This window comes from Oceanobacillus indicireducens, from assembly GCF_014647195.1.
Classification (GTDB): Bacteria; Bacillota; Bacilli; order Bacillales; family Amphibacillaceae; genus Oceanobacillus; species Oceanobacillus indicireducens.
Genome location: NZ_BMOS01000037.1, coordinates 12134 through 27239, shown reverse-complemented (window position 1 = coordinate 27239; position 15106 = coordinate 12134). Strand labels below are relative to the sequence as shown.

Annotated in this window: 13 protein-coding genes and 1 tRNA gene; 12 read left to right on the top strand and 2 right to left on the bottom strand. The window is 38.8% G+C overall.

Going from position 1 to position 15106, the window contains the following annotated elements; genetic code table 11:
- Nucleotides 1-107: 107 nt before the first annotated feature.
- The gene (locus IEX94_RS17145; protein ID WP_229782779.1) at nucleotides 108-1022 is read right to left on the bottom strand and encodes an Rpn family recombination-promoting nuclease/putative transposase; all 915 of its coding nucleotides are present in this window, start codon (nucleotides 1020-1022) and stop codon (nucleotides 108-110) included.
- 449 nt (nucleotides 1023-1471) lie between these two features.
- On the opposite strand from IEX94_RS17145, the gene IEX94_RS17140 reads away from it, so the two are divergent.
- The 6 genes from IEX94_RS17140 (at nucleotide 1472) to IEX94_RS17115 (ending at nucleotide 6077) form a co-directional block, all read left to right on the top strand.
- Nucleotides 1472-2365, top strand: coding sequence for an ABC transporter ATP-binding protein (locus tag IEX94_RS17140; protein WP_188859182.1), 894 nt, complete (start codon nucleotides 1472-1474; stop codon nucleotides 2363-2365).
- The gene (locus tag IEX94_RS17135; RefSeq protein ID WP_188859180.1) at nucleotides 2358-3281 is read left to right on the top strand and encodes an ABC transporter permease family protein; all 924 of its coding nucleotides are present in this window, start codon (nucleotides 2358-2360) and stop codon (nucleotides 3279-3281) included. The genes IEX94_RS17140 and IEX94_RS17135 overlap by 8 nt, the downstream gene beginning before the upstream one ends.
- A 73-nt stretch (nucleotides 3282-3354) precedes the next feature.
- Entirely contained in the window at nucleotides 3355-4479 is a 1125-nt protein-coding gene (locus IEX94_RS17130) for a sensor histidine kinase (protein WP_188859178.1), read from the top strand.
- Entirely contained in the window at nucleotides 4479-5081 is a 603-nt protein-coding gene (locus IEX94_RS17125; protein WP_188859176.1) for a response regulator transcription factor, read from the top strand. Before IEX94_RS17130 ends, IEX94_RS17125 begins: the two co-directional genes overlap by 1 nt.
- 255 nt (nucleotides 5082-5336) lie before the next feature.
- Nucleotides 5337-5735 carry a MarR family winged helix-turn-helix transcriptional regulator gene (locus IEX94_RS17120; RefSeq protein WP_188859174.1) on the top strand — a complete coding sequence of 133 codons (399 nt, stop codon included), beginning with the start codon at nucleotides 5337-5339 and terminating at the stop codon, nucleotides 5733-5735.
- A complete protein-coding gene (locus IEX94_RS17115) occupies nucleotides 5736-6077 on the top strand; it encodes a DUF3147 family protein (protein WP_188859172.1) in 342 nt (113 codons plus the stop codon). It begins immediately after the preceding gene.
- 119 nt (nucleotides 6078-6196) lie between these two features.
- Here the strand turns inward: IEX94_RS17115 and dat are convergent, their stop codons facing one another.
- Complete coding sequence (dat, locus tag IEX94_RS17110; protein WP_188859171.1) at nucleotides 6197-7075, bottom strand: D-amino-acid transaminase; 879 nt, start codon at nucleotides 7073-7075, stop codon at nucleotides 6197-6199.
- A 221-nt stretch (nucleotides 7076-7296) separates the two neighbouring features.
- Here dat and IEX94_RS17105 point away from each other — a divergent pair.
- The 6 genes from IEX94_RS17105 to odhB all read left to right on the top strand — a co-directional run bounded on the left by IEX94_RS17105 (nucleotide 7297) and on the right by odhB (nucleotide 14989).
- Nucleotides 7297-7370 (top strand) — tRNA-Gly (locus tag IEX94_RS17105).
- A gap of 229 nt (nucleotides 7371-7599) precedes the next feature.
- Nucleotides 7600-8754: a tRNA epoxyqueuosine(34) reductase QueG gene (queG, locus tag IEX94_RS17100; RefSeq protein ID WP_373290853.1), complete on the top strand. Its 1155-nt coding sequence runs from the start codon at nucleotides 7600-7602 to the stop codon at nucleotides 8752-8754.
- A 146-nt stretch (nucleotides 8755-8900) separates the two neighbouring features.
- Nucleotides 8901-9743, top strand: coding sequence for an amidase domain-containing protein (locus tag IEX94_RS17095; protein ID WP_188859167.1), 843 nt, complete (start codon nucleotides 8901-8903; stop codon nucleotides 9741-9743).
- Nucleotides 9744-9949: 206 nt separating this feature from the next.
- Entirely contained in the window at nucleotides 9950-10423 is a 474-nt protein-coding gene (gene trmL, locus IEX94_RS17090; protein WP_188859165.1) for a tRNA (uridine(34)/cytosine(34)/5-carboxymethylaminomethyluridine(34)-2'-O)-methyltransferase TrmL, read from the top strand.
- A 440-nt stretch (nucleotides 10424-10863) separates the two neighbouring features.
- Nucleotides 10864-13710 (top strand): 2-oxoglutarate dehydrogenase E1 component, encoded by a 2847-nt coding sequence (locus IEX94_RS17085; RefSeq protein WP_188859162.1) that lies wholly within the window; start codon nucleotides 10864-10866, stop codon nucleotides 13708-13710.
- A gap of 13 nt (nucleotides 13711-13723) precedes the next feature.
- Nucleotides 13724-14989: a 2-oxoglutarate dehydrogenase complex dihydrolipoyllysine-residue succinyltransferase gene (odhB, locus tag IEX94_RS17080; RefSeq protein WP_188859160.1), complete on the top strand. Its 1266-nt coding sequence runs from the start codon at nucleotides 13724-13726 to the stop codon at nucleotides 14987-14989.
- Nucleotides 14990-15106: the final 117 nt, after the last annotated feature.

The following is a 15106-nucleotide window of genomic DNA, read 5'->3' as shown; positions in this document are numbered from 1 at the left end:
AAGAAAACAGGAGCATTTTGAAGATAATTGAAGTATATAGAGGGAGGATAGGGTGCAAAGGCATCTATCCTCTTTTACACGTGGTAAATTTATTAATAATCCTCCAACTACTGTAGCTCTTTTCTCCATTCTCTGACTCTACTTACGGCTATACCAATTATATTGGCAATTTCTTCGTCTGACATCCCTTTTTTAAGTAGATTTAAAGCGATTTGTTCTCGCTCTTGCGCTCTTCCTTTTTCAATTCCTTGTGCTATTCCTTCCGCTCTTCCCTGATCCCGATAAGTATTTGGCAACTCTAACACACGATCCGCTTCCTCACGTGGAAGCTTGTTAATTTCCTCATGCATTTGCTTTTCCTCCTTTTCGTTTAGCTTTAAATAGGTTTCGAAAAATCCATAGATTAATTCCATTTTCGCAGGGTCTAATTCCATTCGAGAAACCATGCGAAGAAATTCTAATTTCACTTGTATACGTTCTTTTTCCGTATAGTTCATCTTACTTAAGAATGCTGCTACAATCGGATTTGTCATCTTAATATACTTACGCCAGTTTTTATTAATTAAATGAAGTTGTTGAAAGTGAAAGTCAATGATGCGGATGGTTGGTAGATCGATACTAAACTGTGTAGGCAGTTCTTTCGTATCATTATAACTGAAAACAGCAATCGGTAGAATCGGTTTGCGGTATTTTTCGTAGAGACGGGTATTGTAGATAAACATACGTTCGTGAAATTCCTCTTGATAGTATGATTGTGGCTCGACATGGATAAGGATAATTGTGTCCTCTCCTTTAATTTTTACTTCTGCAAGTATATCAATGCGTCGTTTTTCACCTTTTAAGATATCGGTGAAAACCTCTTGATCTAGAAAACTTACAGTAGAAAAGTTGATATGCTCATACACTTCGGGAAAAAAGGCTTCCATGAAATCTTGAAAAAAGACTTGAATGACTTCTTTAAATAGGCGGTCGTGGTCGGTGTATGAGGGTTTTCTTTCGAGGATAAATGCAGTTGTTTCCAATCGCTATCAGCTCCTATGCTATATTTTGACTGTATTATATCATAGAAATAAATAATGTAAAATTCAAACATTAAGTTCAACACTCTTTTATTTCAGATTCATTTAATGAAACCGAGAGAAAAGTGTACTTGTCTTATCCACGGGCGAGCTACTTACGGATATTACCGCCACTTACGAAGTCAACAGAGAAAGTGGATGCATTTGGTAAAAGCTTTCAGGAATTCCTGAATGAAGCGGAATTAAACAATAAGTATCCAATACGTTGGATAAAAATGGATTGTTAAAAGATGAGTTGATTCGTACAGGGAAGGCGCATCTTTTGTTGGATTTATAAAAGTACAGGAGAATTTATGACAAATGTCATTATTATTTTCTGACATTACCCACTAATCAAATTCTTTTCAAGGTATTAAAATGAAAATGGAGCTTATAGATTGGGGGAGAGTAAATTGCCTTTATTAAAGGTAAATGAAGTAACGAAAAAATATGGAGAAAAAGTTGCCATTCAGCATATTTCAATGGAATTACAGAATAATGAAGTATTAGGAGTTGTCGGGCATAATGGAGCGGGGAAGACAACATTATTCAAATTGATTCTGGATATGTACTTACCGGATCAGGGAGAAATCAAGTTTACTGAAAAGAATTTTCACATAAAAAATGATATTGGATATTTGCCCGAACAAAGAGGATTATATGGAAAAACAGACGTCTTCTCACAATTGCTTGCTTTCGGTTATCTGAAAGGCAAAAATAAAACAGAACTTACATCAACTATTGATTTTTGGATGGATTATTTTAATATTAAAGAAAACAAAAATGAGCTTTTAGCTAACCTGTCTAAAGGAAATCAACAGAAAGTGCAATTTATCACTGCTGTCATACACAACCCGAAGTTACTTATTTTAGATGAACCGTTCAGTGGGCTGGATCCGATTAATGTGGATATGTTTATGGATGCTATTCACTTAATGAAGGAAAATGGCAGTACAATTATCTATTCCAGCCATAAATTAGATAGTATTGAACATTTATCGAACAGACTGCTTTTTTTAAAGGATGGCAGCAAAGTGCATTTAGATAATATCGAAAACATTCAAAAGCAGTACGGATATAAATTGAAAATAAAAAATGACTCTCTTACGGAATGGTTGCTCTTGGAACTTGGATTCGAATATAAAGTTAGCAATGGAATATTTGAAATTGGGCTGAAAGATAAAAAAGATGCTGAATACATTGCTTCTCTTTTAACGAATCCGTTTTCTGAACTGTACCTGGTGGAACAACGAAGTATTGAAGAAATTTTTAAACTCATCAATAGGGAAGGTGAGCTTAATGCATAAGAGTAAATATTTGGCATATACTTATCTTTCCATCAAAACCTTGCTATTAAATAAGTCAATACTGTTTGGTTTTTTGTTTAATTTGCTTATCGCGTTGATTGTCGCAATATATTTGATTATTTTTCAGCCTGAATTATCATTATTAAATGATGGCATTATTTCTTATCATTCAAGTAATGCATTAAGAGTATTAAATATAATAATTATTATTCTAGTGACTTTTTTGTTTAGTAGTGTTGCTGCAATTATGCAGAGTGTGATAGATGACCGTGACAGTAAAGTAACGGAAATTATTAATACGAGTATTATGGAAAAACATTATTTGTTTGGGAAGGTAGTAACCGCTTTTGTCCTAACGGCACTTTTTATGATGAGTGCTTTCTTGGCAGTGATGATAGCTGGCATTGTCTTTTCCATTTTCAACCCATATGATTTCAGCGTATTTTCAGATATTATAAAACCTGTTTTTGCAATAATTGATGGTGAGACTTTGCTATTTTTAATCGGTTGTTTTGGAATTTGCATGCTGATGCTGATCACGTCTATTTTGTTTACGCTTAGCATATCGATAAAGGCAAATAGTCTAATGGATGCATTCCCAGTGTCTCTTCTCGTTTTCTTACCTTATTTTTTGGTATTCGGCTTGTTGATTTTCCTGCCTTCAGCCAACAGTGAACTTTGGATGACTATCGCGGCGGTTGCAAGCTTCCTGCCAATTTTTTCACCTATATTCATATTGATTTATGTTCTGCTAGATGGCTTCACGATCTTGGCATTTTCAGCAATTATAATCTCCATCTTGTATTTGTTTATATTGTTTAAAGCGACAGCAAATATTTATAGCTATGCCTTTTATGTAAATGAAAAACTTTCCTTAAAACAATTGATGAAATTATCTGCAAAAGGGACGATGTGATAAACTTGCTGGTAAGGGTGACTATTCTTTTTCTTGGTACACTCTATATTGAAGTGGAGGGTGGGTCTGGGATATGTCTATAAATAAGGGAAGCTTCAGGATTTTCCCAGAGAAGTATGGATATTTTCCTTATGTTTTTCTAATTTATTTGTCTCTTCCTGCCTATTTTATTGCACATGAAAGTGGCTGGAAGATGGTTATGGGATGGGGCTTACTGCTCCTGTTCCTCGTCAGCTACAGGCAGCTTTACACTTTATTTGGATCAAAAGCTTTTAGCTATTGGATTGTTGTTCAGTTAGGTATTATTTTTGTTTTTACCGTCTTTTTTAATTTCAATAATGTGTTTCTTGGTTTTTTTACTTCTTATTTTCTCGGTTGGTACAGGGATACGAAGTCGTTTTTACCACCATATTTGTTATTTGTTGCCACGCTATCTTTATTACTAATTATGCACTATGAAGATCTTGCTTCTTATTATTACGTTGTTTATCTTGTTATCATGTTTATTGTGCCGTTTGGTACCAAATCGATGAATAGCCGAATTGAACTGGAGAAACAGTTGACTGAAGCAAATGAGAAAATAAAAGAATTGGTAAAACGTGAAGAAAGAGTGCGGATTGCCCGCGATTTACATGATACACTCGGTCATACATTATCCCTGATAACATTGAAATCACAGCTTGTAGCAAAGCTCACTGGAAAGGATGCAAAACGGGCGGAAGTTGAAGCAAAGGAAATTGAACGGACATCTCGAATTGCTTTAAGACAAGTTAGGGAACTTGTTTCTGATATGAGATCCGTGTCTATTGCAGAAGTATTAGTAGAATCAGAATCCATATTACAGTCCGCCGGGATCTCTTATCAGTTTAAGGGCGAGATAGATACAGAAAGTATAACAGCCATCACTCAAAATATTCTTAGCATGTGTTTAAAAGAAGCGATAACAAATGTCGTCAAGCATAGTGAGGCGAAAAATTGCCATGTAATTCTGAAACAAACAGCTGGGGAAATTCTGCTCATTATCAAGGATGATGGGATAGGTTTTTATGAAACTCCAGGTAGCGGAAATGGAATACAAGGAATATCAGAAAGACTGGAGCTCGTTGATGGTCAGTTGAAGATTAGTTCTCAGCAAGGTACTGAGCTGACATTTTCTATTCCAGTTGTATTAAAAGAAGAAGGGACAGGGGCTTCGTAATGATTAAAATCGTTATAGCAGAAGATCAGCGGATGTTGCGGGGAGCACTTCGTTCGCTTCTGAATTTAGAAGATGATCTGGAAGTCATTGGTAATGCAGAAAATGGAAAAGAAGCCTTAGATAAAATTCTTGCATTGGAGCCAGATGTTTGTCTTTTAGATATTGAAATGCCGTTATTAAGTGGTCTGGATGTAGCAGAAGAAATCAAACGACGGAACTCTCCTTGTAAGATCATTATATTAACGACCTTTGCGAGACCTGGTTACTTTGAACGCGCCGTAAAATTAGGTGTGAACGGATACTTGTTAAAAGATGGATCCAGTGATGACCTTGCTGATTCTATTCGTATGATCATGAAAGGAAAAAATGAATTTGCTCCAGAGTTAATTTTTGGCAGTTTGCAAGATGAAAATCCGTTGACAAAAAGGGAACAGGAAGTATTGCGTTTGGTAGCAAAAGGAAAAACAATGAAGGAAGTTTCAAGAGAGCTCTATCTATCATCAGGAACAGTGCGTAATTATATGTCAGAAATCATTAGTAAGCTGGGAGCGAATAATCGAATAACTGCTATTTCCATCGCAGAAGAAAAAGGGTGGATTTAAATTAAAGATATATATTCTATTTTTAATCAAATGATATGCAAAGAATTAGACTTTGAAATACGGTCATAGTGCTCGCCTCCTTCCTTGAAGGATAAAGAGGCGAGCAACCACCCACGAAAAGCCTTATGCACTTATCGATCATTATATCACTATTCCTTCAATCTATCTTAATTATATTGTAGATTGGTAAGCTACTATTGCATTTGTATCGTAAAATACGATATAATCGTTATTAACGATATAGGAGGTTATCATATGATTGATGAATTAAATAAATATTTTTCCGATATTTACTTTGAACTTCATCCATTACACGAAGAAGCCATTTCACACCAAAGTGTACGTATTTTACAAATGGTACATAAAAAACAGTTTGTCATGATACGCGATATTGCGGAGCATTTATCTATATCCCACAACACAGCATCAGAACATGTAAAAAAGCTGGTAAATAGTGGATGGATCAAAAAAGAAAGATATGAAGAAGATCAACGTAAGGTTTATTTGCATCTAACCGAACTCGGTCTAAAGATAGTAAAGAAAAATACGGAGTTAGATGAAGAAAAGTTGCAAGCAGCACTGGACAAATTATCAGAAGAAGAAAAATTACAAGTTGTTCAAGCCTTTCAATTATTGAGTGAGGTATCAAAATAAATGTATTTGCTTATAAAAATTGCAAGCTCAGCAGCTATTATTGGGATTGTTACTGAATTAGCAAGAAGATTTCCTGTATACGGAGGGTTAATATCAGCTTTACCTTTAATCAGTATTCTAAGTATCATTTGGCTATCTGTTCAAGGAGAGTCTACAAAAACAATTAGTGAATTTACAGGTGGAGTGCTGGCAGGTCTTCCAGCAACAATTGCAATGCTGTTAATAATCTTTATGTCACTTAAACATTCTGTTCATCTATCAGTGGCTATTTTATTTGGAATTCTTGGTTGGGGTTTCTTTTTAACCATTCAAAAATATTTTAGCGAATTATTTTTCTCTTAAAAATGTAAGATTTATCGTAAACTATTTCGGATTTCGAATTAATTGAAAAGATGAGTGGATCCTAATAAAAATACAGCTTTCCCAAATAGGAAAAGCTGTAGATCTTCATTCTGATGTTTTTATTGCTCTTGCATCGGCCTGCTCACTGGTTCAATACCGGCATCGACAGCATACGCATGTTGAATCTGCTTCGTAATTGGCCCCGAGGAACCATCATGGATCGTATGACCATCCACATTAATAATCGGTGTGATTTCGTTTGTACTACTTGATAGGAAAACTTCATCGGCATCTTTAATATCGCCTACAAGGTAAGCTTCTTCAATAAAAGGAATTCCCAACTCATCAGCAAAGCGCTCCACTGCTAAACGGACACATCCATGAAGGATCGCGTTCGTTGCTGGGTGGGTATAGATTTTACCATTTTTTACAAAATATACGTTTGAAGCACTACATTCCGTTACGGTACCGTCCTTATGAAGAATTGCTTCAAAACAACCTTGTTCTTTCGCTTCCTGTTTCGCCATTAAGTTTGGTAACAGATTCAAGCTTTTAATATGGCAATGACTCCAGCGGATATCCGGCATTGTAATAACGGGAACACCATGTTTCATCAATTCCACATTTCGTTTCGCTGGTTCGAGATACGCATAGACATTCGGTGTAATATTGTCTGGAAAAACATGATCTCTTGGAGCTGATCCGCGCGTAACCTGTAAATAAACTTTCCCATCTGTTTTCATTTCATTCTTTTTAAGAAGTTCTTCAAGTGTGTGAATAAAGTCTTTCCTATCATATGGAAAACTTAATTTAATTTCAGAGAGGGAACGATAAAGCCGATCGATATGTTCATTAAGGAGATAATATTTCCCTTGATAAATTCGAATTACTTCATATACTCCATCCCCAAATTGCAAACCTCTTTCTTCAAAGGGATAATTTAATTTATCTTTATGCATAAAAGAACCTTGTGCAAATACGATTGGATAGACAGTCATCGGAAAACTCACCCTTCTGTATTACAAATTTATTCCTAGTCTATCGGTTTTACTTTTAAATGTAAATGGTTCCATCTAAATAAAATGAAATAGTATAATCGAATTTCTATAATTATTTTATGCCAATTAGATGAAAAGGTTAACTTAAAATAAAATTTATCTTGATTTATTTTTACATTGTTGTTATAATAATATTTGTCGTTAAAAAACGAATCTTGTCTGCGGGTGTAGTTTAGTGGTAAAACCTCAGCCTTCCAAGCTGATGATGAGGGTTCGATTCCCTTCACCCGCTCCATACATATGTGATTAACGCAGCGTCTCGTAAATGCAATGGTTTCGAGGCGCTGCGTTTTTTTATGTTGTAATATTTAATGGGTGCTGTGGATTGCAAGAAGGATTTTTTCAATATGCATCATCTATTCAATGTGTTGAAATGAGCATTCTTTCAATGATAAAGTGAAACACATTCAGTGGGGGTATTACAGACCGTTAATACGTGATAAAATTAAGGGAACTATTATGAGATGAAGGAGGTGGTCGTTGTGAGGATAGATGAATTGAAACAGGAAATTATTGAATATAGCAAGGAAATTGGGATTGATAAGATTGGATTTGCTTCTGCCGATGTGTTCAGTGAACTCCGAGAAAGGTTACGCCGGCAGCAAGAGCTAAATTACCAATCCGGATTTGAAAAAGGCTCGATAGAAGAACGGACTGAACCCACACTCCTGCTTCCAGAAGCCCAGTCGATCATCTCCATCGCAATTGCTTACCCGAGCCGAATTAAAAATCAAATCCGCGGTACAAGAGAAGAAAGACGAGGAATCTTTGCACGAGCATCTTGGGGGGTAGACTACCATGTTGTACTTCGCGACCGGTTGGAAAAGCTTGTTGAATTTATTCAAGAGAAAGTTCCAGAGGCAAATACGAAGGTGATGGTCGATACTGGGGAACTTTCCGACAGAGCAGTCGCAGAACGAGCAGGGATTGGTTTCAGTGGAAAGAACACATCTATTATTACGAAAGAGTTTGGTTCCTTCGTTTACCTTGGTGAAGTAATCACAAACCTGCCATTCATACCGGATGAGCCGGTTACAGATAGCTGCGGAGATTGTACAATCTGTATGGATGCTTGCCCGACAGGGGCGCTCATTCAGGGTGGACAGCTGAACGCTCAGCGCTGTATTGCGTTCCTTACCCAAACGAAAGATTTTTTACCAGAACCTTTCCGGGATAAAATCGGGAACCGGATTTACGGTTGTGATACTTGTCAGCAAGTCTGTCCTTGGAATAAAGGAGTCGATTTCCATATCCATCCGGAATTAGAACCGGACCCGGAAATCGCGAAGCCGAAACTAAAACCAATGCTACGAATCTCCAACAGAGAATTCAAGGAAAAGTTTGGTCATTTATCTGGAGCCTGGCGTGGCAAGAAACCACTCCAGCGGAATGCACTGCTTGCCCTTGCCCATTATAAAGATAAAACGGCGGTTGAAGAAATAACGATCGTAATGAAAGAGGACCCACGACCAGTGATTCGTGGAACAGCTGCATGGTCTCTCGGTAAAATTGCAACACGTGAAGCCCACGAAGCGATCAGAGAGGCAATGCAGACGGAAAAAGATGAACAAGTACTTTATGAAATGGAAAAAGGTCTAGAATTCGAATTGCGAGCATAAAGTGAAACTTCATTTAGTGGGAGGGTTTCCTTCCCCACTGAATGTTAGTTGAACATAATCAGGGATTTACAGACCGTTAATCCATGATAAACAGCGATAGAAATAGGTACGAGCATGCCCCCATATACTTTAATGGAGGCGATTTTATGTATTCACTTAAGGAATATTGGCTTGGAGTCTTTTCGAATGAAACAGAACAGCCAGAATGGTGGCAGCGAAAACTTGCTTTATGGGAAAGGGAAAAGGCGAGTATCGTTAAAGTTAGTGGGAGAGGTGAACTGTTTCGTAAATTTCGATTCGATGATAAAACCTTGCAGGAATATTTGCTCCATATTAGTTTTTTAATAAAACAAAAAGAGCATTATCATTTGGAAGAACAGCTTATCTCTTATCGTGTGGAACTAAAAAATGGAAAAATAATAAAACATGAGGAAATTCCAAGGGAGCAGCCAGCGAGAGAAAATCCGAATTTATTGTTGGAAGATTCAGGTGGCGTGAGACAGGATTTTGTCTATGACAGAAGAGAAGCGGTCCGCTATGCTGAACGTTGGTGGAATAGCCATAATCCAGATTTCCGTGTATTTGAAGATGACTGCACGAACTATATTTCTCAGTGCTTGCTTGCCGGAGGGGCCCCGATGCGCGGTGCCCCAGTGCGAGAACGTGGTTGGTGGTATACAGGCAATAGTTGGAGCTTCAGTTGGGCGGTTGCTCATTCGCTGCGCTGGTATTTAAGTGGCTCGACATCGGGACTTAAGGGTAAGGAGTTACAAAGCCCAGAGGAGCTGCTGCTAGGGGATGTGATCTGTTATGATTTTGAGGGCGACGGGCGCTGGGATCATAATACGATTGTTGTAAATAAGGATGCAAATGGCATGCCGCTTGTGAATGCCCATACGAATAACAGCAGAAATCGCTACTGGACTTATGAGGATTCGGCTGCTTGGACACCGAATATTCAATATAAATTTTTCCGGATTGGGGAGTAGCGTGCTATAATAAAGTGAAACTCATTCAGTGGGGATTTCTTACCTTCCCCACTGAATGTTAGTTGAACCGAATCAGGAATTTACGGACTGTATAGCCCCCACCTTCACATTTTGGGCTTCCCTCTTGTTTAGGGGTGGGGATATTACAGACCGTTAATACGTGATGAAAAAGTTGAACAAGTTTTAGAAATTAAGGAGATAGAAAAGTGAGTTTACATGTCGTATTATACCAACCAGAGATTCCTGCAAATACAGGTAATATAGGGAGAACGTGTCTCGCAACCGATACGAAGTTGCATCTTGTGCATCCGCTTGGATTTTCGACAGATGATAAAATGTTGCGCCGGGCTGGGCTTGATTATTGGAAGCACCTGGATGTTGCTGAACATCAATCGATTGAAGAGCTATTTGAAAAATATCCAGAGGGTGAATTTTATTATATTGAGAACTTTGGTACGAAACATTATACGGATTACGATTTCAGCAATACAACAAAGGATATTTTCTTTGTGTTCGGTAGGGAATCGACCGGTATACCAAAAGCGTTAATCGCAGGCAAAGAAGACCGTTGTCTTCGGATCCATATGAATGATAAAGTGCGTTCACTTAATTTGTCGAATACGGCGGCAATCATTATTTATGAAGCGCTAAGACAACAGCAATTCCGAGGATTAGTCTAAATATGTAAAAACCGCCATCTAAAAATCGATGACGGTTTTTTTAGTTACTGATTATTTCTAGGTACTCCTGGTTTTGCTTCATAACCAGATGTGAAACAGGAAACGAGGAATGTAATGATAACTCCCATAATTAATGCTAATTTCATTGAAAAGTCCTCCTTCAGCTATATGACCCTGACACAATAATTATTATATGATTTTATTATAACGGATTCAACTTGAATTGTGAACTACCAACCTAAATTGTCAGATATCATCTGCTTTTAAGTTATTAGTGGAATGTAAGGGTTATCATTGATTCTCTTCTGTTTTTTTAAGGTTGAATCGTTGTAAGTCGCATTATTTTCATGTATATTTATAGGTGGGATGAATAACCGTCCTTACAAAAATATTAACCGTTTACAAGGACGGGCAATATTACTTCAATGGGGGTATCAAAAGTGATACAAAATGGGGAATCTGCACAACAATTTTGGCGACAGATTTACGGACCAAACAGGGGGTATATCGAAGAACAATACGAATTGTATAAGGAAAACAGTGAAGCAGTAGAAGCTTCACTTCAAGAAATTTTCAATACATATGGAGCACCTTCATGGCTGTATAACGGGGATAGCGGTACTGCGGCACAAGCAGGAACCGAAGCAGTAAATGACGTAGATATGAAAAAAATCACCTCAGCTTTGAAATATGTTGAGGCTATTCGTCGTTATGGGCATACTGAAGCTGATATTTATCCTGTCGGCGGCTATAAAGGTGAAGGTGATAAATTTTTAGATTCGAGCACGTATGATCTAACAGATGAAGATTTAAAAGCGATCCCGGCTAAATGGTTATGGGATAAAGCACCAGCTGGTGTGGATAATGGTTTGGAAGTTATTGAACGTTTAAAGAAATATTATACAGGAACGATTACATTTGAATTCGAACATGTTAACAATCAAGAAGAGAGAGAATGGTTTATCAATTTAATAGAATCAGGAAATGCAAGAGTTGAACCGACAGACGATGAAAGAAAACGTTTATTGAAACGTCTCGTTGATGTGGAAGGGTTTGAAAATTTCCTTTCCAGAACGTTTGTCGGACAAAAGCGTTTCTCCATTGAAGGTCTTGAAGTGATGGTGCCGATGATTGATGAAATCGTGAATCATGCGACACAGGAAAGCATTGAAAATATCATGATGGGAATGGCTCACCGCGGTAGACTTGCTGTCCTGGCGAAAGTACTTGGAAAGCCATATGATAAGATTTTCTCGGAATTCAATTACTCATCCGATAAGGAATTAATGCCTTCAGAAGGCTCTCAATCCATTAGCTATGGCTGGACGGATGATGTGAAATATCACTACGGAGCAACGAAAGCATATCCGAGCGATAAAGAAGTAAAAACGAAAATTACATTAGCGCATAATCCATCCCATTTGGAGTTTGTTAATCCGGTGGTTGAAGGATTTGCACGTGCCGCACAAGATGATCGTTCGGAAAAAGGATACCCGGAAAGGGATTCGAATAAAGCGGTCGCAGTACTTATTCACGGCGACGCAGCTTTCATTGGAGAAGGTGTCGTTGCAGAGACGCTCAACTTATCCAACCTGCCGGGATATACTACGGGAGGAAGCTTGCATATTATTGCGAACAACCTCGTCGGTTATACAACAGACAGGGAAGATGGACGCTCGACACGTTATGCAAGTGACTTGGCGAAAGGATTTGAAGTGCCGGTTATCCGTGTGAATGCGGATGATCCGATATCTTGTATTTCTGCGGTTAAAATTGCTTGGAAATATCGTCAGAAGTTTAAGAAAGACTTTCTTATTGATCTCGTTGGTTACCGTCGTCACGGTCATAACGAAATGGACGAACCGCGGACAACTCAACCGAAACTATATAAAGAAATTGATAATCATCCGCCAGTGGCAAAAATCTTTGCTGAACGTTTAGAGGAAAGAGGAACGATTGAGCAAGGTGAATATGAGAAATTACAGAAAGAAATCTATAATGAGTTATACGGAATATACAGCAACATGAGTGAAACGGAAATCGGTACACCAGAACCACCAACGATGCCAGAATATCTGTTGAATGGGCTGGATGGCCATGAGACAAAAGTGGACGAGGACGTATTGAAGGAACTAAACACACAATTGCTGGAACGTCCAGAAGGCTTCACTGGCTTTAGAAAAACGGAACGAGTTTTAAGCCGTCGTGCAAAAATGCTTGAAGATGGGAATGTACTCGACTGGGGTGCAGGAGAAGCGCTGGCATTTGCTTCCATTGTCCATGATGGTATTCCGATTCGTATTACCGGACAGGATACGGAACGAGGAACCTTTGCGCATCGTCATATTGTCCTGCATGATGTTAATACAAACGAAAAATATAGCCCAATCCATGGCTTAAAGGATGCGAAGGCTTCGTTTGATGTGCGTAACAGTCCACTTTCAGAGGCTGCAGTTCTCGGATTCGAATATGGTTATAGTGTCTATTCACCTGATACACTAGTTATCTGGGAAGCTCAGTTTGGAGATTTCGCGAACGTTGGGCAAGTCATTTTTGATCAGTTCATTTCTTCCGCAAGAGCGAAATGGGGAGAAAAGTCCAATATGGTCATGCTTCTTCCGCATGGTTATGAAGGACAGGGACCGGAGCACTCAAGTGCAAGGCTGGAGCGCTTCCTTCAATCTGCTGCAGAGAATAACTGGATTATTGCAAATGTCACATCATCCGCACAGCTATTCCATATTTTACGCAGACAAGCTGCGCTAAGAGGCCGTAATGAAGCTAGGCCATTAGTGATGATGACACCGAAGAGTAGTATGATTCGAAATCCTAGAATGGGAGCAGAGGCGAAAGAGTTCTCAGAAGGTAAATTCATGCCGCTGCGCCAGCAACCGAATTTTGAGCCGAATCGTGAAAAAGCTACACGTCTTCTAATCGGAAGCGGTAAAGTAATGGTCGATATTGAAGAAGAGATGTCCGAGTCGAAAGAGAATTATGATTGGCTCCAAATCTTACGAGTCGAACAGCTTTATCCATTCCCACAGAAAGACCTGAAAGCCGAATTAGATAGATTACCAAACGTGAAAGAAATTGTATGGGTACAAGAGGAACCAAGAAACATGGGGGCATGGGATTTCGTAGACGATTATTTACGGGATCTGTTGAAAGATGATCAAACATTACGTGTAATTAGCCGACCTAGAAGAGCTGCACCAGCAGGAGGAGTTCCTAGCTTCCACAAGGCAGCACAAAGCAAGATTATTAACCAGGCATTAACACAAAACTAAGGAGGAGTTACTGGTGCAAGATATCAAGATACCAGAATTAGCTGAATCAATCACAGATGGTACAATCGCAGAATGGCTAGTTAAAGAGGGGGAAAAGGTAGAAAAGGGCGACCCGCTCATTGAACTTGAAACAGATAAAGTAAACGTTGAGGTTAATTCGGAGTTTACCGGAGTTATTACAGAAATACTAACACCAGAAGGCGAAGATGTAACGGTAGGGGACGTTGTTGGCAAGCTTGATGAAAATGCAGAAGCAGGTGCAACAAGCACATCAGAGCCGAAACAGGAAAAAGCTCCTGTGAAAGAAGAAGCGCCCGCTGCCAAAGAAGAAACTGATGCAGCACCAGAAGTGGTGGAGTCAGAAGAAGCAGGTACAAACGGCGTAATTGCAACACCAGCAGCAAGAAAACGTGCGCGTGAATTAAATATTGACTTAAGTTCAATTTCTCCAGTTGATCCGCTAGGACGTGTTCGCCCAGAAGATGTGGAGCGGGCAGCACAACAACAAATTGCAGCGGCAGAAAAAGCGCAAAAACAAGCAGAAGCAGCACCAAAACAAGAGAAGATGGAGTTTACGAAGCCAGTTGAGCGCGTGAAGATGACCCGCCGTCGTCAAACGATTGCAAGAAACCTTGTAAATGTTCAGCAGGAAGCGGCGATGCTTACAACATTTAATGAAATCGACATGTCGGCAATTATGAAATTACGTGCGGAACGGAAGGATAAATTCCTTAAGAAGAATGGAGTAAAACTTGGCTTCATGTCCTTCTTCACGAAGGCTGTTGTCGGTGCACTTAAAGAATTCCCATTGCTCAATGCAGAAATTCAAGATAATGAATTAGTTATTAAGAAATTCTATGATATCGGGATTGCAGTATCAACAGAAGAAGGGCTCGTCGTTCCAGTTGTCCGTGACGCAGATCGTTTGGACTTCGCGGGAGTAGAGCGAGAGATCATGAACCTTGGTATAAAGGCAAGGGAAAACAAACTATCCTTATCCGACCTGCAAGGAGGAACATTCTCCATTACAAACGGTGGTATCTTTGGATCGATGTTATCGACTCCGATTCTGAACGCACCGCAAGTAGGGATTCTTGGTATGCATAACATTGTAAAACGCGCAGTTGTTATGCCTGATGATACGATTGAAGTCCGCCCGATGATGTATTTGGCACTTTCTTATGATCACCGTATTGTGGATGGTAAAGATGCAGTACAGTTCCTTGTCCGTATTAAACAAATGCTAGAAGATCCATACGATTTATTGCTTGAAGGTTAATAGGTTAATTGAAATTTTTAAAAGCGAATCTATTAGGGACTCTCCCTGATAGATTCGCTTTTGTTTTTATCACGTATTAACGGTCTGTAATACCCCATCTCTAAACATGAGGGAAAC

What these genes read in the sequence shown, in the direction of transcription:
- dat (WP_188859171.1), bottom strand. Translation starts at nt 7,075, where the DNA reads ATGACTGTCTATCCAATCGTATTTGCACAAGGTTCTTTTATGCATAAA.
- IEX94_RS17120 (WP_188859174.1), top strand. Translation starts at nt 5,337, where the DNA reads ATGATTGATGAATTAAATAAATATTTTTCCGATATTTACTTTGAACTT.
- IEX94_RS17135 (WP_188859180.1), top strand. Translation starts at nt 2,358, where the DNA reads ATGCATAAGAGTAAATATTTGGCATATACTTATCTTTCCATCAAAACC.
- queG (WP_373290853.1), top strand. Translation starts at nt 7,600, where the DNA reads ATGAAGGAGGTGGTCGTTGTGAGGATAGATGAATTGAAACAGGAAATT.
- IEX94_RS17125 (WP_188859176.1), top strand. Translation starts at nt 4,479, where the DNA reads ATGATTAAAATCGTTATAGCAGAAGATCAGCGGATGTTGCGGGGAGCA.
- IEX94_RS17115 (WP_188859172.1), top strand. Translation starts at nt 5,736, where the DNA reads ATGTATTTGCTTATAAAAATTGCAAGCTCAGCAGCTATTATTGGGATT.
- IEX94_RS17130 (WP_188859178.1), top strand. Translation starts at nt 3,355, where the DNA reads ATGTCTATAAATAAGGGAAGCTTCAGGATTTTCCCAGAGAAGTATGGA.
- IEX94_RS17095 (WP_188859167.1), top strand. Translation starts at nt 8,901, where the DNA reads ATGTATTCACTTAAGGAATATTGGCTTGGAGTCTTTTCGAATGAAACA.